Source organism: Streptomyces sp. NPDC046716 (assembly GCF_040645755.1).
In the GTDB taxonomy this organism is placed as follows: Bacteria; Actinomycetota; Actinomycetes; order Streptomycetales; family Streptomycetaceae; genus Streptomyces.
On sequence record NZ_JBEYYU010000020.1, the window covers coordinates 66461 to 88796 of the forward strand.

The window sequence follows — 22336 nt, forward strand, 5'->3', positions numbered from 1 at the left end:
AGCGCAGACCGATTGCGGAACGGGGGTCCGTGATGGCCGGTAGCGCCACCAAGCGCCCCGCCGCTCCGCCGCGCAGGACGAGCAAGGTCTACCGGGCCCGCGCCAATCCGCTGCGCCGCCTGTACGCCCAGGCGCGCCGCGCCTGGGACCGGCCGCTCACCGCCTACTACCTGATCCTCGGCTCCGCGCTGCTCATCACGGGCCTCGGCCTGGTGATGGTGTACTCGGCGTCGATGATCACGGCCCTGCAGATGGGCCTGACCGGTTCCTACTTCTTCCGCAAGCAGTTCATCGCCGCCGTCCTCGGCTCGATCCTGCTGGTGCTCGCGATGCGGATGCCGGTGAAGCTGCACCGCGCGCTCGCCTATCCCATCCTCGCCGTCAGCGTCTTCCTGATGGCCCTCGTGCAGGTGCCGGGGATAGGGGTGTCGATCAACGGCAACCAGAACTGGATCTCGCTCGGCGGCCCCTTCATGCTCCAGCCCAGCGAGTTCGGCAAGCTGGCGCTGATCCTCTGGGGCGCCGACCTGCTGGCCCGCAAGCACGACAAGCGGCTGCTGAACCAGTGGAAGCACATGCTGGTGCCGCTGGTCCCGGTCGCCTTCCTGCTGCTCGGCCTCATCATGCTCGGCGGCGACATGGGCACCGCGATCCTCCTCACAGCCATCCTTTTCGGCCTTCTCTGGATGGCCGGAGCGCCCACCCGGCTCTTCGTCGGGGTGCTCACCGTCGCGGGCGCCATCGGCGTCATGCTCATCAAGACCAGCCCGAACCGGATGGCGCGCCTCGCCTGTCTGGGCCGGGCCGACGCGGGCCCCGACGACATGTGCTGGCAGGGCCTGCACGGGATCTACGCCCTGGCCTCCGGCGGATTCTTCGGTTCCGGCCTGGGCGCCAGTGTGGAAAAATGGGGTCAACTTCCCGAAGCGCACACCGACTTCATCTTTGCCATCACCGGTGAGGAACTGGGCCTGGCAGGGACGCTGTCGGTGCTCGCCCTCTTCGCGGCTCTAGGCTATGCGGGTATCCGCGTGGCCGGACGCACGGAGGACCCCTTCGTTCGATACGCCGCGGGTGGCGTGACGACCTGGATCACGGCGCAGGCCGTGGTCAACATCGGTGCGGTGCTCGGCCTGCTGCCGATCGCCGGTGTCCCGCTCCCGCTGTTCTCGTACGGAGGTTCCGCACTGCTGCCGACCATGTTCGCCGTGGGACTTCTGATCGCGTTCGCGCGGGACGAGCCGGCGGCGCGGGCGGCCCTCGCCATGCGGCGAACCTCGGGGGAGCGTGGGATGAGATGGAACACGATGCGACGGCGCGCCTCGGCGCGTACGTCCGGAGAGCGGTGAATTTCGGTGCATGTCGTACTCGCCGGTGGGGGGACCGCCGGCCACATCGAGCCGGCGCTCGCCCTCGCGGACGCCCTGCGCAGGCAGGACCCGACCGTGGGCATCACGGCCCTCGGCACGGAGAGGGGCCTCGAGACGCGGCTCGTACCCGAGCGTGGCTACGAACTGGCGCTGATCCCCGCCGTACCGCTGCCCCGCAAGCCCACCCCTGAGCTGATCACCGTCCCCGGGCGGCTGCGCGGCACCATCAAGGCCGCCGAGCAGATCATGGAGCGGACCAAGGCGGACGCGGTGGTCGGCTTCGGCGGCTATGTGGCGCTGCCCGGCTACCTGGCCGCCAAGCGGCTCGGCGTGCCGATCATCGTGCACGAGGCCAACGCCCGGCCGGGTCTGGCCAACAAGATCGGTTCGCGGTACGCGGCCCAGGTCGCCGTCTCCAGCCCGGACAGCAAGCTGCGCAACTCCCGCTACATCGGCATCCCGCTGCGCCGCACCATCGCCATGCTGGACCGGGCCGCCGTGCGCCCCGAGGCCCGCGCCGCGTTCGGCCTCGACCCGAACCTGCCGACGCTGCTGGTCTCCGGCGGCTCGCAGGGCGCACGCAGGCTGAACGAGGTCGTCCAGCGCGTCGCCCCGCTGCTCCAGCAGTCCGGCATCCAGATCCTGCACGTGGTCGGTCCGAAGAACGAACTGCCGCAGGTTCAGCAGATGCCGGGTATGCCCCCCTATATCCCGGTACCGTACGTGGACCGGATGGACCTCGCGTACGCCGCGGCCGACATGATGCTCTGCCGCGCGGGCGCGATGACCGTCGCCGAACTCTCCGCCGTCGGGCTCCCGGCCGCCTACGTCCCGCTGCCCATCGGCAACGGCGAACAGCGGCTCAACGCCCAGCCGGTGGTCAAGGCCGGCGGCGGCGTGCTGGTCGACGACGCGGAGCTGACCCCGGAGTGGATCCAGGGCAACGTGCTGCCCGTGCTCGCCGATCCGCACCGGCTGTTCGAGATGTCCCGCGCCGCATCGGAGTTCGGCCGCAGGGATGCCGACGATCTGCTCGTCGGAATGGTGTACGAGGCGATCAACTCGCGTCACCAGTGACGTAGAAGGAGCGAGCGTGGCCGGATCGGCTGTGACGGACCGAGAGGACGCCGAGGCGCACGAGGCCGGCCCGCCTCCGCCCCGCTTCCGCCGTCCGAGCGTCCGCACGCTCATCGTGGCCGGAGTGCTGCTCGTCCTGATCGGGGCGGGCGGCACCTGGTCGCTCTACGGCTCGCAATGGCTGCGCGTGGAGCGCGTCACGATCTCCGGAACCGGGGTCCTGACACCCGCCCAGGTGCGCGACGCGGCCGCCGTTCCTGTCGGGGCCCCGCTGATTTCCGTCGACACGGATGTCATTGCGGACCGGCTGCGGCAGAAATTGCCCCGAATTGACGCGGTTGATGTGGTGCGTTCCTGGCCGCACGGAATCGGGCTGAAAGTGACGGAACGTAAGCCGGTTCTGATTGCCGCCGAGGAGCGAAATTCGGGCAAGTTCGTCGAAGTCGACCATGAAGGCGTGCGTTTCGCGACGGTCGACAAGGCCCCGAAGGGCGTTCCCCGACTGGAATTGACGCCCGATCAGAAGGGCGCGGCGGCCAGCCTGCGCCGCTTCGGCCCCGAGCGGCTGACCCGGGAAGCGGTCCGGGTCGCGGGCCGGTTGCCCGCCGCGGTGGCGCGCGACACCCGGACCGTCAAGGTCCGTTCCTACGACGACATCTCGCTGGAACTCACCGGCGGGCGGATCGTTGTCTGGGGAAGCGGCGAGAAGAGTGCGCAGAAGGTACACGCTCTCACCGCTCTCATGAAAGCCGCTCCGAAGGCACGGCACTTCGACGTGAGTGTTCCCACCGCCCCTGCGTCAGTGGGGAGTTGACGCACATCTGCGCAGGCCAGCACCCTGGTTGGGCAGCGCTACGGCTGATCACATAGGGTGAAAAGAAAAACGGGAGGTTCGGCGTGTTCGTTGAACGGGCGCCACTTGTCGACTTAGTGTCAGGTTCGGAAGAGTCCAGGGAACAGACACACTGGTAACCCTAAACTTCAGCGTTAGGGTTCGGGTCGGCAGCCGACTAGTAGTCAACTAGTAGTCCGGACCGCCCCAATTCGGCATCAGTCGTCGCAGCGCAGAAGGCGAGCGACGACACGTAACTCGAGGCGAGAGGCCTTCGACGTGGCAGCACCGCAGAACTACCTCGCAGTCATCAAAGTCATCGGTGTCGGCGGCGGTGGTGTCAATGCCATCAACCGGATGATCGAGGTCGGTCTCAAGGGCGTCGAGTTCATCGCCATCAACACCGACGCGCAAGCCCTGTTGATGAGCGACGCGGACGTCAAGCTCGACGTCGGCCGTGAACTCACCCGCGGACTCGGCGCCGGAGCCAATCCGGCCGTCGGCCGCAAGGCGGCCGAGGACCACCGCGAGGAGATCGAGGAGGTCCTCAAGGGGGCCGACATGGTCTTCGTCACCGCCGGTGAAGGTGGCGGCACGGGCACCGGCGGCGCACCCGTCGTGGCCAACATCGCACGCTCGCTGGGCGCCCTCACGATCGGCGTGGTCACCCGCCCGTTCACCTTCGAGGGACGGCGCCGGGCGAACCAGGCGGAGGACGGCATCGCCGAGCTCCGCGAAGAGGTCGACACCCTCATCGTCATTCCGAACGACCGGCTCCTGTCCATCTCGGACCGGCAGGTCTCCGTCCTCGACGCGTTCAAGTCGGCGGACCAGGTCCTGCTCTCCGGTGTCCAGGGCATCACCGACCTGATCACCACCCCGGGTCTGATCAACCTCGACTTCGCCGACGTCAAGTCCGTGATGTCCGAAGCCGGTTCCGCCCTCATGGGCATCGGCTCGGCCCGCGGCGACGACCGTGCGGTGGCGGCGGCCGAGATGGCGATCTCCTCGCCGCTCCTGGAGGCGTCCATCGACGGCGCCCGCGGTGTGCTGCTCTCCATCTCCGGCGGCTCGGACCTCGGTCTCTTCGAGATCAACGAGGCCGCGCAGCTGGTCAGCGAGGCCGCGCACCCCGAGGCGAACATCATCTTCGGTGCCGTCATCGACGACGCCCTCGGCGACGAGGTGCGGGTCACGGTGATCGCCGCCGGCTTCGACGGCGGACAGCCGCCGGCCAAGCGGGAGAACGTCATCAGCTCGTCGTCGGTCAAGCGCGAGGATCCGGCCGCGGCGGCCCGTGCCGCGTCGGCCCCCGAGCCCTCGCGTCCGACCTTCGGCAGCCTCGGCAGCGTCACGCCGCGCGAGGAGCTCAAGCCGGAGCCGGCCGAGACGCCCGCCCCGGTGAACGAGGCCCCGTCGACGCCGGTCGCCCCGCCCCACGTGCCCCGGCCGTCCTACCCGGACAGCCAGGCCGAGGAGCTGGACGTCCCGGACTTCCTGAAGTGATCTCGGGAAGCTCGGACCACTGAAGTGATAGGACAGCTCGACGCCGTTCCCTCGGCGTCCTCGGCAAGCGGCGCGCACTTCGCCTTCACCGACCGGTGGGGCGGGGTGAGCGCCGCTCCGTACGAGGAGCTCAATCTCGGCGGGGCGGTCGGCGACGACCGCGACGCCGTGCTCCGCAACCGGGAGCTGGCCGCCCGGGAGCTCGGCCTCGAACCGGCCCGGGTCGTCTGGATGAACCAGGTGCACGGGCCCGACGTCGCGGTGGTGGACGGGCCCTGGGCCACGGACGCCGACGTGCCGAGCGTCGACGCCCTGGTCACCGCGCGGTCCGGCCTCGCCCTGGCCGTGCTCACCGCGGACTGCACCCCGGTGCTGCTCGCCGATCCGGTCGCCGGAGTCGTTGCCGCCGCACACGCGGGACGTCCCGGGATGGTCGCGGGGGTCGTGCCCGCCGCGGTCGGGGCGATGGTGAAGCTCGGCGCGGAGCCGGGCCGGATCGTCGCCCGCACCGGGCCCGCGGTCTGCGGACGCTGCTACGAGGTCCCGGACGGGATACGCGCGGAGGTCGCCGAGATCGAACCGGCGGCGTACGCCGAGACCAGTTGGGGCACTCCGGCCGTCGACGTGACCGCCGGTGTGCACGCGCAACTCGAAAGACTCGGGGTGAGCGACCGGCGCGCGTCGACGGTGTGCACGCTGGAGTCGCACGACCACTTCTCGTACCGCCGCGAGCGCACCACCGGGCGCCTCGCGAGCTATGTCTGGCTGGACTGAAACGACATGACGGACCTTCAGGGACGTAAGGACGAACTCGCCGCGAACCTGGCCCGGGTGGAGGAACGTATCGCCGCCGCCTGCGCCGCCGCCGGGCGCAAGCGCGACGACGTCACTCTCATCGTGGTCACCAAGACCTACCCCGCGAGCGACGTCCGGATCCTGTCCGGACTCGGTGTGCGGCACGTGGCCGAGAACCGCGACCAGGACGCCGCCCCCAAGGCGGCCGAGTGCGCGGACCTCCCTCTCACCTGGCACTTCGTCGGTCAGTTGCAGACCAACAAGGTGCGGTCCGTGGTGGGTTACGCCGGTCTGGTGCAGTCCGTCGACCGGGCGAAGCTGGTCACGGCGCTGTCCAAGGAGGCGGTGCGCGTCGAGCGGGAGCTGGGCTGCCTGATCCAGGTCGCCCTCGACGCCGACGAGGACGGCCGGGGGGAGCGCGGTGGCGTGGGAGTGGGCGGAGTGCAGGAGTTGGCGGCGCGTGTGGCCGAGGCGCCGGGGCTGCGGCTCGACGGACTGATGACCGTCGCGCCGCTCACCGGGGACTACGCGGGCCGGCAACAGGCGGCGTTCGAGCGCCTCATGGATTTGTCGACTGCCCTGCGCGCGGCCCATCCGGCTGCGAACATGGTCTCGGCAGGGATGAGTTCGGATCTCGAGCAGGCCGTGGCGGCCGGAGCGACACATGTGCGCGTCGGTACGGCGGTCCTCGGTGTCCGGCCGAGGCTCGGGTAACGTCGCCAAGAAGTCGTACCACAGCAGAAAATATGGTCATTCTCGCTGATGGGCGGGGAGGCCACGTGGATCGCGGGCACTTGGTTGACGTCAGTCGATCCACCACAGAGCGGAGGACTCAGAGCATGGCCGGCGCGATGCGCAAGATGGCGGTCTACCTCGGCCTCGTGGAGGACGATGGCTACGACGGCCGGGGGTTCGACCCCGACGACGACTTCGAACCCGAACTCGATCCGGAGCCCGAGCGTGACCGCCGGCGGCACGAGCCGCCGCATCAGTCACACAGCGCGCGTTCAGTGATCGAAGAGGACGAACCGGTACGAGTGGTACAGCCGCCCGCGCAGCGGGAGCCGGTCCGTCCTTCGGCTTCGCTCGGCGCTGAATCGGGACGTCCGGCACGAATCGCCCCCGTGGCATCCATCACACCTGAACGTCAGAGCCTGGAGAAGAACGCACCGGTGATCATGCCCAAGGTCGTGTCCGAGCGGGAGCCCTACCGCATCACCACGTTGCACCCCCGGACCTACAACGAGGCCCGTACCATCGGGGAACACTTCCGCGAGGGCACTCCGGTGATCATGAATCTGACGGAGATGGACGACACCGACGCGAAGCGACTTGTCGACTTTGCCGCCGGTCTCGTCTTCGGTCTTCACGGAAGCATCGAGCGGGTGACGCAGAAGGTGTTCCTGTTGTCGCCTGCTAACGTCGATGTCACGGCGGAGGACAAGGCCCGCATCGCAGAGGGCGGGTTCTTCAACCAGAGCTGAGACGCAGCACTAGTTCAACGACTAGCTAGGTACTAGTCATGAGGCACGAGATACAGGGGAGAGGGAACCACCGACATGGGCGTGGTTTTGGATGTGGTCTACATCGCGCTGATGTGTTTCCTCATCGTGCTGATCTTCCGGCTGGTCATGGACTATGTCTTCCAGTTCGCCCGCTCGTGGCAACCCGGCAAGGCGATGGTGGTCGTTCTGGAGGCCACCTACACTGTCACTGATCCACCGCTCAAGCTTCTGCGGCGGGTCATCCCGCCGCTGCGTCTCGGGGGCGTGGCGCTCGACCTGTCCTTCTTCGTACTGATGATCATCGTCTATATCCTGATCACTGTCGTGAGCGGGCTGTGAGCGCGATGTCAACTACGGTCTTGCCGAATGCCGACGACAACGTTGAGGTGAAGAGATGCCGCTGACCCCCGAGGACGTGCGGAACAAGCAGTTCACGACCGTCCGCCTCCGAGAAGGCTATGACGAGGACGAGGTCGATGCCTTCCTCGATGAGGTCGAAGCCGAACTGACCCGTCTCCTGCGTGAGAACGAGGACCTGCGCGCCAAGCTGGCCGCTGCGACGCGCGCGGCCGCGCAGAACCAGCAGCAGGGCGGTATGCGCAAGGGTCCCGGCGGCCCCGGTGGTCCCGACGGTCCCGGTGGTCCGCAGGACCAGCAGGGTCCCCCGCAGGGCATGCGGGGCCCGGGCGCCCCGGTGCCCGCCGGGATATCGGGCCCGCCGCAGCAGCAGATGGGCGGCCCCATGGGTGGTCCGCCGCAGCTGCCGAGCGGTGCCCCGCAGCTTCCGGCCGGTCCGGGTGGCCACGGTCCGCAGGGCGGCCCGCAGGGTCCCGGCCCGATGGGCCAGGGTCCGATGGGTCAGGGTCCGATGGGCCAGCAGCCGCAGCTCGGCGGCCCGATGGGCGGCCCCATGGGTGGTGGCGGTCCGATGGGCGGTCCTCCGCAGATGCCGCAGCCCGGTCAGGGCCCCGGTGGCGACAGCGCCGCCCGTGTCCTCTCGCTGGCTCAGCAGACCGCCGACCAGGCGATCGCCGAGGCCCGCTCCGAGGCCAACAAGATCGTCGGCGAGGCCCGCAGCCGCGCCGAGGGTCTCGAGCGTGACGCCCGTGCCAAGGCCGACGCCCTGGAGCGGGACGCGCAGGAGAAGCACCGCGTCGCGATGGGCTCCCTGGAGTCCGCCCGCGCCACGCTGGAGCGCAAGGTCGAGGACCTGCGCGGCTTCGAGCGCGAGTACCGCACGCGTCTGAAGTCGTACCTGGAGTCCCAGCTGCGTCAGCTGGAGTCCCAGTCCGACGACTCGCTGGCTCCGCCGCGCACCCCGGCCACCGCCTCGCTGCCGCCGTCCCCGGCGCCGTCGATGGCTCCCGCCGGTGCCGGTGCCCCCTCCTACGGTGGCAACCAGACCATGGGTGGCAACCCGTCCGCCGGTGGCCCGTCGTACGGCGGCCAGCAGCAGATGTCGCCCGCCATGACGCAGCCGATGGCTCCGGTGCGGCCCCAGGGCCCGCAGCCGATGGGACAGGCTCCGTCGCCGATGCGCGGTTTCCTCATCGACGAGGACGACAACTGACCCCGGCTGTAGCGCCCTAGAGGCGTCGGCGTTCATTCAGGCCTCGGCCCGGATCGTTTCTGCGATCCGGGCCGAGGTCTTTGCGGTTCGCTGGAGCGGGGGTACCGGTGTGCCGGTGAAGTCGGCTTTCCGGGGACCACGGGGTGCCGTCTCGGGGCTCCGCCCCGGGCCCCGCTCCTCAATCGCCGGAGGGGCTTGACCGGGGCCGCACATGCCGGAGGGGCCCGATGGATTCATCGGGCCCCTCCGGATCGGGTACTACGCCTTGCGGAGGCGGAACTCCAGGCTCAGGCCCTCGTCCGTGAACGGGTCGCCGTACGCGGCGTCCGCCTCGCCCTGGGCGAAGTCCGTCGCCAGGACCTCGTCGGCGATCAGGCCGGAGTGCTCGGACAGCGCCGAGATCACCGCCGGGTCCGTCGACGTCCAGCGCAGGGCGATCCGGTCCGCGACGTCCAGGCCGCTGTTCTTGCGGGCCTCCTGGATCAGGCGGATCGCGTCACGGGCCAGGCCCGCCTGGCGCAGCTCCTCGGTGAGCTCCAGGTCGAGGGCGACCGTGGCGCCCGAGTCGGAGGCCACCGACCAGCCCTCGCGCGGGGTCTCGGTGATGATGACCTCGTCGGGGGCCAGATCGACCTTCTCGCCGTCGACCTCCACCGAGGCCGTGCCCTCGCGCAGGGCGAGGGAGAGCGCCGCCGCGTCCGCGTCGGCCACGGCCTTGGCGACGTCCTGGACGCGCTTGCCGAAGCGCTTGCCGAGCGCCCGGAAGTTTGCCTTGGCGGTCGTGTCGACCAGGCTGCCGCCCACCTCGGAGAGCGTGGCCAGCGACGAGACGTTCAGCTCCTCCGTGATCTGCGCGTGCAGCTCGGGGGAGAGGGCCTCGAAGCCGGAGGCGGCCACCAGCGCGCGGGACAGCGGCTGACGCGTCTTGACGCCCGACTCCGCGCGCGTGGCGCGGCCCAGCTCCACCAGGCGGCGCACCAGCGCCATCTGGACGGACAGCTCCGGGTCGATCGCCGACAGGTCGGCCTCCGGCCACGAGGACAGGTGCACGGACTCCGGGGCGCCCGGGGTGACCGGGACGACCAGGTCCTGCCAGACCCGCTCGGCGATGAACGGCGTGAGCGGCGCCATCAGCTGGGTGACCGTGACGACCACCTCGTGCAGGGTGCGCAGCGCGGCCTTGTCGCCCTGCCAGAAGCGGCGGCGCGAGCGGCGCACGTACCAGTTCGACAGGTCGTCGACGAACGCGGACAGCAGCTTGCCGGCGCGCTGGGTGTCGTACGCCTCCAGGGCCTTGGTGACCTCGTCGGTGAGCTGGTGCAGCTCGGACAGCAGCCAGCGGTCCAGGACGGTGCGGTCGGCCGGGGCCGGGTCCGCCTCGCTCGGCGCCCACTCGGACGTACGGGCGTACAGGGCCTGGAAGGCGACCGTGTTCCAGTACGTGAGGAGCGTCTTGCGGACGACCTCCTGGATGGTGCCGTGGCCGACCCGGCGGGCCGCCCAGGGGGAGCCGCCGGCCGCCATGAACCAGCGCACCGCGTCCGCGCCGTGCCGGTCCATCAGCGGGATCGGGTCCAGCGTGTTCCCCAGGTGCTTGGACATCTTGCGGCCGTCCTCGGCGAGGATGTGGCCGAGGCACACCACGTTCTCGTACGACGACTTGTCGAAGACCAGGGTGCCGATCGCCATGAGGGTGTAGAACCAGCCGCGGGTCTGGTCGATGGCCTCGGAGATGAACTGCGCCGGGTAGCGGGACTCGAACAGTTCCTTGTTCTGGTACGGGTAGCCCCACTGGGCGAACGGCATCGAGCCCGAGTCGTACCAGGCGTCGATGACCTCCGGCACGCGCGTCGCCGTCGCCGAGCAGCCCTCGTGGGTGCAGGAGAAGGTGACGTCGTCGATGTACGGGCGGTGCGGGTCGAGCTGCGACTGGTCGGTGCCGGACAGCTCGGACAGCTCCGCGCGCGAGCCGACGCAGGTGAGGTGGCCCTCCTCGCAGCGCCAGATCGGCAGCGGGGTGCCCCAGTAGCGGTTGCGGGAGAGCGCCCAGTCGATGTTGTTGGTCAGCCAGTCGCCGAAGCGGCCGTGCTTGACCGTCTCCGGGAACCAGTTGGTCTTCTCGTTCTCCTGGAGGAGGCGGTCCTTGACGGCCGTGGTGCGGATGTACCAGGACGGCTGCGCGTAGTAGAGGAGCGCGGTGTGGCAGCGCCAGCAGTGCGGGTAGCTGTGCTCGTACGGCAGGTGCCGGAAGAGCAGGCCGCGGTTCTTGAGGTCCTCGGTCAGCGCTTCGTCCGCCTTCTTGAAGAAGACGCCGCCCACGAGGGGGAGATCGGGGGTGAAGGTGCCGTCGGGCAGCACCGGGTTCACGACCGGGAGGCCGTACGCGCGGCAGACCTTGAGGTCGTCCTCACCGAACGCGGGGGACTGGTGGACCAGACCCGTACCGTCCTCGGTCGTCACGTACTCGGCGTTGACCACATAGTGGGCCTCGGCCGGGAACTCGACCAGCTCGAACGGGCGTTGGTACTTCCAGCGCTCCATCTCGGCGCCGGTGAAGGACTCGCCGGTCGTCTCCCAGCCCTCGCCGAGCGCCTTCTCGACGAGCGGCTCGGCGACGACCACCTTCTCGGTGCCGTCGGTCGCCACGACGTAGCGGACCTCGGGGTGCGCGGCGACCGCCGTGTTGGACACCAGCGTCCACGGGGTCGTCGTCCAGACCAGCAGCGCGGCCTGACCGGCCAGGGGACCGGAGGTGAGGGGGAAACGGACATAGACCGAGGGGTCGACGACCGTCTCGTAGCCCTGCGCCAGCTCGTGGTCCGACAGACCCGTGCCGCAGCGCGGGCACCAGGGGGCGACACGGTGGTCCTGGACCAGCAGGCCCTTGTCGAAGATCTGCTTCAGGGACCACCACACCGACTCGACGTAGGCGGGGTCCATCGTGCGGTACGCGTCGTCGAGGTCGACCCAGTAGCCCATGCGGGTCGTCAGGTCGGAGAAGGCGTCGGTGTGCCGGGTCACGGACTCGCGGCACTTGGCGTTGAACTCGGCGATGCCGTACGCCTCGATGTCCTTCTTGCCGGTGAAGCCGAGCTCCTTCTCCACCGCCAGCTCGACGGGGAGACCGTGGCAGTCCCAGCCCGCCTTGCGCGCCACGTGGTAGCCGCGCATGGTGCGGAAGCGGGGAAAGACGTCCTTGAAGACGCGGGCCTCGATGTGGTGGGCACCCGGCATGCCGTTGGCCGTGGGCGGGCCCTCGTAGAACACCCACTCGGGGCGCCCTTCGGACTGCTCCAGGCTCTTGGCGAAGATCTTCTGCTCGTCCCAGAAGTCGAGCACCGCGTGCTCGAGGGCGGGCAGGTCGACCTGGGCGGGCACCTGGCGGTACTGCGTCATCAGTCTTCCTCCGGCGGATCTGCCTTCTTCCGTCGAAGGGACGAGAGCCTGCCGCCACTTCCGTGCGACGTACGCCGTGTGCGGCGCGCTCCCGCGGTACCACCCTCCTTGGCCCTCCGGGGCGTGGTGCGCTCCGGCGAGCCCCCTCATTGGGGTCGCGATGCCGGGTCTAGCGGCCCGTGGACGTCGTCCTGGGCGTTCTTCCGGCGGCTCCGGGGTGATCTTCGCGTCGCGCTCGCCCCCGGGCTTCCACCGGCCCCGGGTCGCTCCTGGCTGCGTACGCCGCTACTCGTCCCCATCCATGCTTCTCGCTGCGCCCAGTGTACGGCGCCGGGGACGGGGCGGCCGACCGGTTTTCCCGGGGCCGGCGGCGGGCCGCGCCGTCCGGGCCCGGTGACCCGAATGGCGACACGCGCGCGGACCGGTCCCGGCGGGCCGGTCGGCGGGCGCGGCGCGGGCGGGAGACCGGCGGATTACCAGGCGGGGAGCTGGGCACAACGCTTGCAGGTTCGTCGCGCGGCGGTCGCCGGACCGTCGCGGAGGGGGTGGGCCGGGGCGGATGTCCCGTTGCCGCGGGCCCGGAGTCGATTTATCGTCCCAGCACGATTCGCGAGCAAGATCACAATATGTGAAGGGGCCGCGGCCATGGTGGCGAAAAAGACCGCCGTTCAGCAGTCGGCGTCCGACAGATCGACGGGTGCGGGTGCCTCCGGCGGGGCGGCCCGTGCCACTGCCTCCGGCGGTGCCGGGAAGGACGTGGGGGGCAAGAAGAGCGCCCGGGCGGAGCCGGCCGGGGACGCCGCGGCACCCAAGAAGGCGGCCAAGGCGGCGAAGAGCGCGTCTGCCAGGAGCACGAAGAGCGCCGCGCCCGCCAAGAAGGCCGCGAAGAGCACCACGAGCGCGGCGAAGAAGACCGCGAAGGCCCCGGCGGCCGACGTCGCCGCCGAGGAGTCGGCGGCCGCGCACCGAACGAGCGGCAAGGCGGGTGCCGGGGACGGCACCGCGAGCACGGCGAAGCCCGGTACCGCCAAGAAGGCCACCGGGCGCAAGAGCGCGGCGAAGAAGACGGTCGCCTCCGCGGCCGAGGACGCGGCCGAGGCCGCGAAGACGACGGGAGCCACGACAGTGGTTGCGAAGAAGACTCAGGGGACGGCCACGGCGGCGAAGAAGCCCGAAGCGGTTCCCAAGGCGCGGGTGGCCGCCGCCGAACCCGGCGAGCTGGCCGTCCGGCCCGGCGAGGACCCCTGGACCCCGGACGAGGTCGCGGAGGCGCGCGCCGAGCTGCAGAGCGAGGTGCTGCGGCTCGGCAGCGAGATCCACACGGCCGAGGAGGGCCTCGCCGGCCTGATGCGGGACTCCGGGGACGGAGCGGGCGACGACGACGCCGACACGGGCACGAAGAACATCACGCGCGAGCACGAGATGGCGTTGGCGGCCAACGCGCGCGAGATGCTGCTCCAGACCGAGCGGGCGCTGGAGCGGCTCGACGCCGGCACCTACGGACTCTGCGAGAACTGCGGGAACCCCATCGGCAAGGCGCGGATGCAGGCCTTCCCGCGGGCGACCCTGTGCGTGGAGTGCAAGCAGAAGCAGGAGCGGCGCTCCTGAGCGTCGGCGCGTCGCACAGTCGAAGAAGCAGCCGAGTCGTGGCCGTACCGTCCTCGTACGGCCGCACACGTGTGCCGTACGCTCGTCCCCAGTCAGGTACTAGGTTGAGGGACTCACGTGGCAGAAGCGGAGCGCGTCATCGGTACGCCGGATTCCTCTGAGACGGGGGCGGTCGAGCCCGAGCAGGCCGCCGCCGCCGAGCGGCCCAAGGGCAGGCGGCGGCTCGTCGTGCTGCTCGCCGTGGCCGCGCTCGCGTACGCCCTGGACCTCGTGAGCAAGCTCATCGTGGTCGCGAAGCTGGAGCACCAGGACTCCATCCGGGTCCTCGGCGACTGGCTGCAGCTGGAAGTGATCCGCAACCCCGGCGCCGCCTGGGGCATGGGCGAGGCCTTCACGATCGTCTTCACGGTGATCGCGGCCGCGGTGATCGTCGTCATCGTGCGGCTCGCGAAGAAGCTCTACAGCACGCCGTGGGCGATCGCGCTCGGGCTGCTGCTCGGCGGGGCGCTCGGCAATCTCACCGACCGGATCTTCCGGGCACCCGGTGTGTTCGAGGGCGCCGTCGTCGACTTCATCGCGCCGAAGCACTACCCGGTCTTCAATCTGGCCGACTCCGCGATCGTGTGCGGCGGCATCCTGATCGTGCTGCTGTCCTTCCGCGGGATCGACCCCGACGGCACCGTCCACAAGGACTGAGCCGGGGCCCTGGTGACAGGGCTGCGGTACGGGGCTGTCGGTGCCCTCCTGCATACTCGATGCGTGAGCACGATTCCCGAGATCCGAACCCTGCCCGTGCCCGACGGCCTGGAGGGCGAGCGCGTCGACGCCGCCATCTCCCGCATGTTCGGCTTCTCCCGCACCAAGGCCGCCGAGCTCGCCGCCGCCGGCAAGGTCATGGTCGACGGCTCGGTTGTGGGCAAGTCCGAGCGGGTGCACGGCGGGGCCTGGCTGGAAGTGGAGATGCCGCAGGCGCCCGCTCCGGTGCAGATCGTCGCCGAGCCCGTCGAGGGCATGGAGATCGTGCACGACGACGACGACATCGTCGTCATCGTGAAGCCGGTGGGCGTCGCCGCCCACCCCAGCCCCGGCTGGACCGGCACCACCGTGATCGGCGGCCTCGCCGCCGCCGGGTACCGGATCTCGACCTCGGGCGCCGCCGAGCGCCAGGGCATCGTGCACCGGCTCGACGTCGGCACCTCCGGGCTGATGGTCGTCGCCAAGTCCGAGCGGGCGTACACGTCGCTGAAGCGCCAGTTCAAGGAGCGCGTCCCGGACAAGCGCTACCACGCGCTGGTGCAGGGCCACCCGGACCCGATGAGCGGCACGATCGACGCCCCGATCGGGCGGCATCCGAACCATGACTACAAGTGGGCGGTCACGGCCGAGGGCAAGCCGTCCGTCACGCACTACGACCTCATCGAGGCGTTCCGCGCCGCCTCCCTGCTCGACATCAAGCTGGAGACGGGCCGCACCCACCAGATCCGCGTGCACATGTCCGCGCACCGGCACCCCTGCGTCGGCGACCTCACCTACGGCGCCGACCCCACGATCGCCAAGCGGCTCGGGCTCACCCGGCAGTGGCTGCACGCGGTGCGCCTCGGGTTCGAGCACCCGTCGGACGGGCAGTGGGTCGAGTTCTCGAGCGAGTACCCCGACGACCTCCAGACGGCGCTGGACCGGGTCCGGGCGGAGAGCGCGTGAGCACCGGGTACGTGGTCCGGGTCGCCGAGGCGGACGCGGACCGGGCCGCCTGCTTCGCCGTCCGCAGGGACGTCTTCGTCACCGAGCAGGGCGTGCCGCAGGAGCTGGAGTACGACGCGTACGACACGGACGCCGTGCACGTGCTGGCCGTCGACGAGGACGGGACCGCGCTCGGCACCGGTCGGCTGCTGACCGGCGCCGCCGCCGCGGTGAAGAACGGCGGGGCCGAGGACGTCGGCGCCCTCGGCCGCCTCGCCGTGGCCAAGGTCGCGCGGGGTCGCGGCGTGGGCGCCGCCCTGGTCGGCGCCATCGAGGACGCCGCCCGGGACCGCGGGCTCGCGGCCGTCGATCTGCACGCCCAGACCCATGCGTTGGGCTTCTACGAGCGGCTCGGGTACGAGGCGTACGGGCCGGAGTTCCCCGACGCCGGGATCCCGCACCTGGCGATGCGCAAGACGATCCGCTGACCCGACACCGCCCGGTCCCGCTCCGGACCGGGCGGCCGCGGTCGTACGCCGGTGGACGCCGGCGCCCGAATCGGGGTGTTCCGCGCCGTCGTCGGGGCGTTTTGCCCGGGATCGCGTGGCACCCTGGACGGCGGTACATGATCGTCGAGCCAGGTCGGAGCATCCGTGGATCAATTGGCCCTGCTGTTCGTGCTGCTGCTCGGGGCCGTCCTGAGCGTGCCGCTCGGCGACCGGCTCAAGCTGCCCGCGCCGATCCTGATGACCCTGCTCGGCATCGTCCTCGCCCTGATCCGGGCCGTGCCGAACGTCGACATCGACCCCGACCTGATCCTGCCCCTCGTCCTGCCGCCGCTGCTCTACGCGGCCGTGCACCGCACGTCCTGGCGGCAGTTCGCCGCCAACAAGCGGCCCATCTTCCTGCTCGCCGTCGCCCTCGTCTTCGTCACCACGGCCGCCGTCGCCTTCGTCGCGAACGCCGTGGTGCCCGGTCTGTCGCTCGCCGCGGCGGTCGCGCTCGGGGCGCTGGTGGCGCCGCCCGACCCGGTCGCCGCGACCGCCGTCGCGGGCCAACTCGGGCTGCCCCGAAGGATGGTGTCGATCCTGGAGGGCGAGGGGCTGTTCAACGACGTGACGGCGATCGTGCTCTACCACGTCGCCATCGCCGCCGCCGTCAGCGGCACCTTCTCCCTGCCGCGGGCCGCCTTCGACCTCGTGCTGTCCGCGGTCGTCGCGATCGTCGTCGGGTTCGGGCTCGGCTGGGCGGCCAACAAGCTGATGTCCTACCTCGGCGACGCCACGCTCCAGATCGGCATGACCCTCCTCATCCCGTACGCCTCCTACGTCCTCGCCGAGGAGCTGAAGGGCTCGGGCGTGCTCGCCGTCCTGACCACGGCGATCTTCCTCGCCGAGCACGCCTTCGACGCCGACGACGTGCTCACCCGGCTCACCGGCCGCGCCTTCTGGGACGTCGTCGACACCCTCGTCACCGGGGTCGCCTTCGGGCTCATCGGCCTGGAGGTGCACAACGTCATCAGGACCGCGCAGGGCCGCTGGGGCGAGATGCTGGGCTGGTCGGCCGCGGTCGTCGGGGTCGTCATCGTCGTACGGCTGCTGTGGCTGGCACCCATGACCTGGGTGACCCGACGGATGCACGCGCGCCGCGACTTCGACGAGGACATCCCGGTGAGCTGGCGGGAGACCGTCGTCATGTGGTGGTCGGGGATGCGCGGCGTGGCGTCGGTGGCGCTGGCCCTCGCCATCCCGCTGACGATGGACGACGGCTCGGCCTTCCCCGACCGCGACGAGATCGTCTTCATCGCCTTCGGCGTCATCATGGCGACCCTCGTGCTCCAGGGGCTGAGCCTGCCCTGGCTGGTGACGAAGCTGAACGTGCGGGCCGACACCGAGGCCGAGCAGGAGTACGAGAAGGAGCTGGCGCTGCGCGCCGCGAAGGCCGCCAAGCGCCGGTACAAGGAGATCGAGGAGGTCGAGGAGCTGCCGGCCGAGGTGCAGGAGCAGATGCTGCGGCGGGCGTACGACATCGGGCTGCGCATCAATCCCGAGATGGGGGCCGAGGAGCGGCGGGAGTCGCAGGCCAAGCGCTACAAGCGGATCAAGCGGGTTCGGCGGATTCAGGCCGAGATGATGTCGGCGGCCCGTCACGAGGTGCTGGCCGCGCGCAGCGAACCCGGGGCCAATCCTGAGGTCGTCGATCGGGTGCTGCGGCAGCTGGATGTCCGGAGTCTGCGCTAGCGGGGCTGGTGTGTGGGAGGGGGCGCGCGGTCGGGTTGTCGTTCACGTGCGGGCCGGTGGCCGCTTCTCGCGCAGTTCCCCGCGCCCCTGAGATGCGCACTTCGTGCGGCATCTCATCAGAGAGGCGCGCCCGGTGCGGTACCTCGGCGGAGAGGCGCGCCCCGTGCGGCACCTGAGACACGTCGGCAGGCAGCCGCAGCCTCAGGGGGAGGCTGCGCGTCAGCGCATGCCTCAGGGGCGCGGGGAACTGCGCGGGAAGAGGCCGCCGGGGCGCGGGTGGAAGACGAGCTGAAAAAAGGGCGCGGGGAACTTTGCGGCCAGGTCGGCCGGAGGTCAGCCGCGGCCGGTGCGTGGGGCCCGGCCGTCGCGGGTGAGGACGTGCTCCGAGTAGGCCGCCATCGCCTCGTCGGGGGCGAGCAGCGCCGTCGCCGTGTTGATGCGGGGCAGCGCGTACGGGTGCTTGTCGGTCAGCCAGCGCAGCATCTGCTCGCGGACCGTGACCCGGACCGTCCAGATGTCGTCGGCGTCCTTGGCCGTGACCAGGGCGCGGACCTGCATCGTGGAGGGCGTGGTGTCGGTGACGGCCAGCCCCCAGTCGCGACCGTCCCAGGCGGCGCACTCGCCGAGGATGTCGCGCAGCTGCTCGCGCATCTCGTGCAGGGGCGCGCTGTGGTCGAGGTGGAAGAAGACGGTGCCGGTCATCTGGGCGCCGCCGCGCGACCAGTTCTCGAACGGCTTCGACGTGAAGTACGACACCGGCATGGTGATCCGGCGCTCGTCCCAGGTGCGGACCGCGAGGAAGGTGAGGGTGATCTCCTCGACCGTGCCCCACTCGCCGTCCACCACGACCGTGTCCCCTATACGGACCATGTCGCCGAAGGCGATCTGCAGCCCGGCGAAGAGGTTGCCGAGCGTGGACTGGGCGGCGACACCGGCGACGATGCCGAGGATGCCGGCCGAGGCGAGCAGCGAGGCGCCCGCAGCGCGGAACGCGGGGAAGGTCAGCAGCATCGCCGCGACCGCCACCACGCCGACGACGGCCGTGACGACGCGCTGGATGAGGGCGACCTGGGTGCGCACCCGGCGGACCCGGGCGGGATCGCGGTGGGCGGCGGCGTAGCGGGCGTAGGAGGACTCGACGATCACCGCGGCGACCCGGATGATCAGCCAGGCCGTGGCGCCGATGAGCACCAGACTGAGGGTCTGGCCGATCCCCGCGGTGTGCTCCTTCGCGAGCTTCGTCTGGTCGTACGAGCCGCGCAGCAGCGCCGCGCAGAGCACGAACTGGAGGGGCAGCCGGCAGCGGCGCAGCAGGCCCCAGAGGGGTGTCTCGTGGTGGCGTCGGTCGGCCCGCTGCAGCAGCCGGTCCACGGCCCACCCGACGAGAAGGGTGATGAGGACCGAGCCGCCGATCACGATCACCGGGCGCAATACGTTCTCCATCTCCATGCCCTGGACCGTAACCGGGATCCGGCACGCCTAACCTGTGACGTTCCTGGCACCATGGAAACCATGAACATCATGCTGTTCCACTCGACGTTCGGTCTGCGGCCCGCCGTGAAGGACGCGGCCGACCGGCTGCGCGCCGCCGGTCACGAGGTGTGGACCCCGGATCTCTTCGAGGGCCGCACCTTCGACACCGTCGAGGAGGGCATGGAGTTCAACGAGGAGATCGGCAAGGACGAGCTGCTCAAGCGTGCCGTCCTCGCGGCCGCGCCCTACTCCGACCGCGGCCTGGTCTACGCGGGCTTCTCGCTGGGCGCCTCGGTCGCGCAGACCCTCGCCCTCGGCGACGAGAAGGCCCGCGGGCTGCTGCTCATGCACGGCACGTCGGACATCGCGGAGACCGCGTCGGTGGACGAGCTGCCGGTCCAGCTGCACGTCGCCTCGCCGGACGCCTTCGAGACGGACGACTGGCTGAACACCTGGTACCTCCAGATGGGCCGCACGGGCGCCGACGTCGAGATCTACCGCTATCCCGGGGCCGGCCACCTCTACACCGACCCCGGTCTTCCGGACTACGACGAGGAGGCCGCCGAGGCCACCTGGCGGGTGGCGCTCGGCTTCCTGGACTCGCTCTAGGCGGCCCGGCCGGAGGTCACTTCACGGGTGCGTCCGCGCGCTCGGCCCGCTGGGTGCCGGTGCGCGTGCGGTACGAGCGTTCCCAGGCGGACGTGGCGTTCTTGTCGGTCCGGTCCGAGATCACGTAGTAGTCCATCTGCGCCCGTTCGGCGGTGACGTCCAGGACGCCGTAGCCGTGGGAGTCCATGTCCAGCCACTTCACGTGCCGGTTGGCCGCCTTGACGGCGGTCTCGGCCACCGTGGAGAGGGTGTCGGGCGCCACGTGCAGGATGTCGTCGAGGTTGTCCGACGTCACCGACGTGACCACGAACTCCGTCGCGGCGGACGGCGAGAGCGGGTAGGTGCCCGCGGTCACGGGGACGTCGTTGGCCCACGCCATGTGGATGTCGCCGGTCAGGAAGACGGTGTCCTCGATGCCGCGCTCGCGCAGGTGGGAGATCAGCTCCTTGCGGTCGTGCGTGTAGCCGTCCCACTGGTCGACGTTGATCGCCAGGCCCTCCTCGGGCAGCCCGAGCAACTCGGCGAGCGGCGCGAGGAGACGGGCGGGCAGCGAGCCGAAGGCGACCGGCGAGATCATCACCGAGGTGCCGACCAGCTTCCACTGCGCGTCGGACGCGGCGAGCCCGGACTTCAGCCAGTCGAGCTGGGCGCGGCCGGTGATCGTGCGGCCGGCGTCGTCCACGGCGCCGCTGCCGACGCTCGCCTGCTGCGAGCGGAACGATCTCAGGTCCAGCAGGTGCAGATCGGCCAGGGCGCCGAAGCGCAGCCGCCGGTAGACGGTCCCCGCGATCGACGGGCGCACCGGCATCCACTCGAAGTACGCCTGCTTGGCGGCGTCCCGGCGGGCCGCCCAGGCGCCCTCGGTGGCGGGAGAGTGGTTCTCGGCGCCGCCCGACCAGGCGTCGTTGGCGAACTCGTGGTCGTCCCAGATGGCCACCAGCGGATGCGCCGCGTGCATCGCCCGGACGTCGTCGTCGGTCTTGTGCGCGCCGTGCCGGATCCGGTAGTCGGCGAGCGAGACGATCTCGTGCGCCGGCTGGTGCGGCCGCACGGTGTACTTCGCCGCCGGGTACTCGCCCGTCCTGTACTCGTAGAGGTAGTCGCCGAGGTGCAGAACCGCGTCCAGGTCGGCGCGGGCGGCCAGGTGACGGTAGGCGGAGAACCAGCCCGCCTCCCAGTTCGCGCACGAGACGACGCCGAAGCGCAGCTCCTCGCGGGCGTCGGCGGCGGGCGCGGTGCGGGTCCGGCCGACGGGCGAGTACGCGTCGCCCGCGAAGAAGCGGAAGTAATAGGCGCTCGCCGGGCGCAAGCCCCTTACATCCGCCTTCACGGTGTGGTCGGACGCGGCGCTCGCGGTCGTCGTGCCGCGGCCCACCACCGTACGGAACGCCCGGTCCTCGGCGATCTCCCAGCCCACCCGGGTGTCGGGCCCCTTGCCGGAGCCGGGCACGGCCTCCGCGGTCGGCGTCACCCGCGTCCACAGCAGGACGCCGTCGGGGAGCGGGTCGCCCGAGGCCACGCCGTGCAGGAAGGCGGGCGCCTCGACGGCCCCGGCGGCGGGGGCCGCGAGCAGCGGGGCGGCGAGGACGGCGCCGGCGGCCGCGGCCTTGACCACCGTGCGGCGGCGCGGAGTTGAGGATTCTGCTGCGAGTCGACTGGTCACGGGGCAGCACACTACTGACCGGTACGCGCCAAGGGCGGGCGAACTCCGAAGAGTTCGCCCGCCCTTCAGCGGTGCGTCAGGTGAGCTCCGGCCGGATCAGCCCGCGAGAGCCTTCTCGATCGCCGTGTTGAACTCCGCCACGGACATGGGCGCGTTCTGGCCGTCGGAGCCCACGAGCTTCTTGCCGTCCATGACGAGGGACGGGGTGCCGGTGACCTCGTCCTTGTTCGAGTCGAACGTCTTGGACATCTTCATGGCCCAGTTGTCGTAGGTGCCGTCCTTGACATCCTTCTGGAACGCCTTGTTGTCCTTCAGGGCGTCCACGGTGTTCGCGACCTTGATCAGGTAGTCGTCGCTCTTGAACTCGTCCTTGGTCTCGTCCGGGTGGTACTTCTTCGAGTACAGGGCGGTCTTGTAGTCGAGGAAGGCGTCCTGGCTGACGTTCAGGGCCGCGCCGAGCGCGCTCAGCGCGTTCTTGGAGCCCTCGCCGTTGGAGCCGATCTTGCCGCTGCCGTCACCGTCGATGAAGGTGGCGCCGATGTACTGGATCTTGAACTTGCCGTCCTCGACGTCCTTGTGGACGGTCGAGCCGACCGTCTGCTCGAACGACGCGCAGACCGGGCAGCGCGAGTCCTCGTAGAGCTTCAAGGTCTTCTTCGCGCTGTCCTTGCCGATCACCACGGTCGTGCCGTCGGTACCGGTGGTGTTCTTGGGCGCCACGACGGCGGTGCTCTTCGCGTCCAGCGCCGTCTCCCAGTGGGAGGGCTTCATGGCCTGCACCGCGAAGTAGCCGATGCCGCCGGCTATCGCGAGGACACCCACGATGGAACCCGCGACGATCGCCTGCCGCTTCGCCTTCGCCTTCTTCGCCTGCTTCTCGCGCTCGATCCGCAGCCGCTCGCGGGCCGCCGTCTTCGCCTGCTGGCTGTTGCGCTTGCTCATGATGGGTACTCCGTCGACTCTTTAAGAACTCATGCGGGGGACTGTCGTGCAGCGGTGGTGGCTCTCGCTC

At 70.5% G+C, this 22336-nt stretch carries 19 protein-coding genes; 15 read left to right on the plus strand and 4 right to left on the minus strand.

All coding sequences use genetic code 11. The features are described from left to right. Nucleotides 1-32 precede the first annotated feature (32 nt). The 9 genes from ftsW (at nt 33) to ABZ930_RS17340 (ending at nt 8655) form a co-directional block, all read left to right on the plus strand. Complete coding sequence (gene ftsW, locus ABZ930_RS17300) at nt 33-1349, plus strand: putative lipid II flippase FtsW (protein ID WP_361548423.1); 1317 nt, start codon at nt 33-35, stop codon at nt 1347-1349. A 6-nt stretch (nt 1350-1355) separates the two neighbouring features. Beyond that, the gene (murG, locus tag ABZ930_RS17305) at nt 1356-2447 is read left to right on the plus strand and encodes an undecaprenyldiphospho-muramoylpentapeptide beta-N-acetylglucosaminyltransferase (protein WP_361548426.1); all 1092 of its coding nucleotides are present in this window, start codon (nt 1356-1358) and stop codon (nt 2445-2447) included. 16 nt (nt 2448-2463) lie between these two features. Next, the gene (locus tag ABZ930_RS17310; RefSeq protein ID WP_361548429.1) at nt 2464-3261 is read left to right on the plus strand and encodes an FtsQ-type POTRA domain-containing protein; all 798 of its coding nucleotides are present in this window, start codon (nt 2464-2466) and stop codon (nt 3259-3261) included. 297 nt (nt 3262-3558) lie between these two features. Continuing rightward, entirely contained in the window at nt 3559-4785 is a 1227-nt protein-coding gene (gene ftsZ, locus ABZ930_RS17315) for a cell division protein FtsZ (RefSeq protein WP_361548431.1), read from the plus strand. Between the two features lie 24 nt (nt 4786-4809). Then, nucleotides 4810-5559, plus strand: a complete 750-nt coding sequence (gene pgeF, locus ABZ930_RS17320; protein ID WP_361548436.1) for a peptidoglycan editing factor PgeF — start codon at nt 4810-4812, stop codon at nt 5557-5559. A 6-nt stretch (nt 5560-5565) separates the two neighbouring features. Continuing rightward, the gene (locus tag ABZ930_RS17325) at nt 5566-6294 is read left to right on the plus strand and encodes a YggS family pyridoxal phosphate-dependent enzyme (protein ID WP_361548439.1); all 729 of its coding nucleotides are present in this window, start codon (nt 5566-5568) and stop codon (nt 6292-6294) included. Between the two features lie 125 nt (nt 6295-6419). Further along, nucleotides 6420-7064, plus strand: a complete 645-nt coding sequence (sepF, locus tag ABZ930_RS17330) for a cell division protein SepF (RefSeq protein ID WP_361548442.1) — start codon at nt 6420-6422, stop codon at nt 7062-7064. A 75-nt stretch (nt 7065-7139) separates the two neighbouring features. Then, the gene (locus tag ABZ930_RS17335) at nt 7140-7424 is read left to right on the plus strand and encodes a YggT family protein (protein ID WP_324768338.1); all 285 of its coding nucleotides are present in this window, start codon (nt 7140-7142) and stop codon (nt 7422-7424) included. 55 nt (nt 7425-7479) lie between these two features. Next, a complete protein-coding gene (locus ABZ930_RS17340; RefSeq protein ID WP_361548445.1) occupies nt 7480-8655 on the plus strand; it encodes a DivIVA domain-containing protein in 1176 nt (391 codons plus the stop codon). A 258-nt stretch (nt 8656-8913) separates the two neighbouring features. Here ABZ930_RS17340 and ileS read toward each other — a convergent pair whose 3' ends face one another. Further along, nucleotides 8914-12051 carry an isoleucine--tRNA ligase gene (gene ileS / locus ABZ930_RS17345; protein WP_361548448.1) on the minus strand — a complete coding sequence of 1046 codons (3138 nt, stop codon included), beginning with the start codon at nt 12049-12051 and terminating at the stop codon, nt 8914-8916. Between the two features lie 645 nt (nt 12052-12696). Between ileS and ABZ930_RS17350 the strand changes: the two genes are divergently transcribed. The 5 genes from ABZ930_RS17350 (at nt 12697) to ABZ930_RS17370 (ending at nt 17579) form a co-directional block, all read left to right on the plus strand. Continuing rightward, on the plus strand, nt 12697-13659 hold the full coding sequence (locus tag ABZ930_RS17350; protein WP_361548451.1) for a TraR/DksA C4-type zinc finger protein: 963 nt from the start codon (nt 12697-12699) through the stop codon (nt 13657-13659). A gap of 117 nt (nt 13660-13776) precedes the next feature. Beyond that, nucleotides 13777-14355 carry a signal peptidase II gene (gene lspA / locus ABZ930_RS17355; protein WP_353942044.1) on the plus strand — a complete coding sequence of 193 codons (579 nt, stop codon included), beginning with the start codon at nt 13777-13779 and terminating at the stop codon, nt 14353-14355. 63 nt (nt 14356-14418) lie between these two features. After that, nucleotides 14419-15360: an RluA family pseudouridine synthase gene (locus ABZ930_RS17360; protein WP_361548455.1), complete on the plus strand. Its 942-nt coding sequence runs from the start codon at nt 14419-14421 to the stop codon at nt 15358-15360. Beyond that, a complete protein-coding gene (locus ABZ930_RS17365; RefSeq protein ID WP_361548458.1) occupies nt 15357-15827 on the plus strand; it encodes a GNAT family N-acetyltransferase in 471 nt (156 codons plus the stop codon). The genes ABZ930_RS17360 and ABZ930_RS17365 overlap by 4 nt, the downstream gene beginning before the upstream one ends. A gap of 165 nt (nt 15828-15992) precedes the next feature. Then, the gene (locus ABZ930_RS17370) at nt 15993-17579 is read left to right on the plus strand and encodes a Na+/H+ antiporter (RefSeq protein WP_361548461.1); all 1587 of its coding nucleotides are present in this window, start codon (nt 15993-15995) and stop codon (nt 17577-17579) included. A gap of 333 nt (nt 17580-17912) precedes the next feature. On the opposite strand, the gene ABZ930_RS17375 is transcribed toward ABZ930_RS17370, so the two are convergent. Beyond that, nucleotides 17913-19022, minus strand: a complete 1110-nt coding sequence (locus tag ABZ930_RS17375) for a mechanosensitive ion channel domain-containing protein (protein WP_361548581.1) — start codon at nt 19020-19022, stop codon at nt 17913-17915. A 69-nt stretch (nt 19023-19091) separates the two neighbouring features. On the opposite strand from ABZ930_RS17375, the gene ABZ930_RS17380 reads away from it, so the two are divergent. Beyond that, nucleotides 19092-19661 carry a dienelactone hydrolase family protein gene (locus tag ABZ930_RS17380; RefSeq protein ID WP_361548464.1) on the plus strand — a complete coding sequence of 190 codons (570 nt, stop codon included), beginning with the start codon at nt 19092-19094 and terminating at the stop codon, nt 19659-19661. 16 nt (nt 19662-19677) lie between these two features. Here ABZ930_RS17380 and ABZ930_RS17385 read toward each other — a convergent pair whose 3' ends face one another. Both ABZ930_RS17385 and ABZ930_RS17390 read right to left on the minus strand, forming a co-directional pair. Continuing rightward, nucleotides 19678-21324 (minus strand): alkaline phosphatase D family protein, encoded by a 1647-nt coding sequence (locus tag ABZ930_RS17385; protein ID WP_361548467.1) that lies wholly within the window; start codon nt 21322-21324, stop codon nt 19678-19680. Between the two features lie 96 nt (nt 21325-21420). After that, nucleotides 21421-22266, minus strand: a complete 846-nt coding sequence (locus tag ABZ930_RS17390) for a thioredoxin domain-containing protein (RefSeq protein WP_361548470.1) — start codon at nt 22264-22266, stop codon at nt 21421-21423. Nucleotides 22267-22336: the final 70 nt, after the last annotated feature.

Coding starts and splice junctions, on each gene's coding strand:
- ileS (WP_361548448.1), bottom strand. CDS start 12,051: ATGACGCAGTACCGCCAGGTGCCCGCCCAGGTCGACCTGCCCGCCCTC.
- ABZ930_RS17350 (WP_361548451.1), top strand. CDS start 12,697: ATGGTGGCGAAAAAGACCGCCGTTCAGCAGTCGGCGTCCGACAGATCG.
- ABZ930_RS17380 (WP_361548464.1), top strand. CDS start 19,092: ATGAACATCATGCTGTTCCACTCGACGTTCGGTCTGCGGCCCGCCGTG.
- ABZ930_RS17340 (WP_361548445.1), top strand. CDS start 7,480: ATGCCGCTGACCCCCGAGGACGTGCGGAACAAGCAGTTCACGACCGTC.
- ABZ930_RS17325 (WP_361548439.1), top strand. CDS start 5,566: ATGACGGACCTTCAGGGACGTAAGGACGAACTCGCCGCGAACCTGGCC.
- ABZ930_RS17375 (WP_361548581.1), bottom strand. CDS start 19,022: ATGGAGAACGTATTGCGCCCGGTGATCGTGATCGGCGGCTCGGTCCTC.
- ABZ930_RS17390 (WP_361548470.1), bottom strand. CDS start 22,266: ATGAGCAAGCGCAACAGCCAGCAGGCGAAGACGGCGGCCCGCGAGCGG.
- ABZ930_RS17335 (WP_324768338.1), top strand. CDS start 7,140: ATGGGCGTGGTTTTGGATGTGGTCTACATCGCGCTGATGTGTTTCCTC.
- sepF (WP_361548442.1), top strand. CDS start 6,420: ATGGCCGGCGCGATGCGCAAGATGGCGGTCTACCTCGGCCTCGTGGAG.
- ftsW (WP_361548423.1), top strand. CDS start 33: ATGGCCGGTAGCGCCACCAAGCGCCCCGCCGCTCCGCCGCGCAGGACG.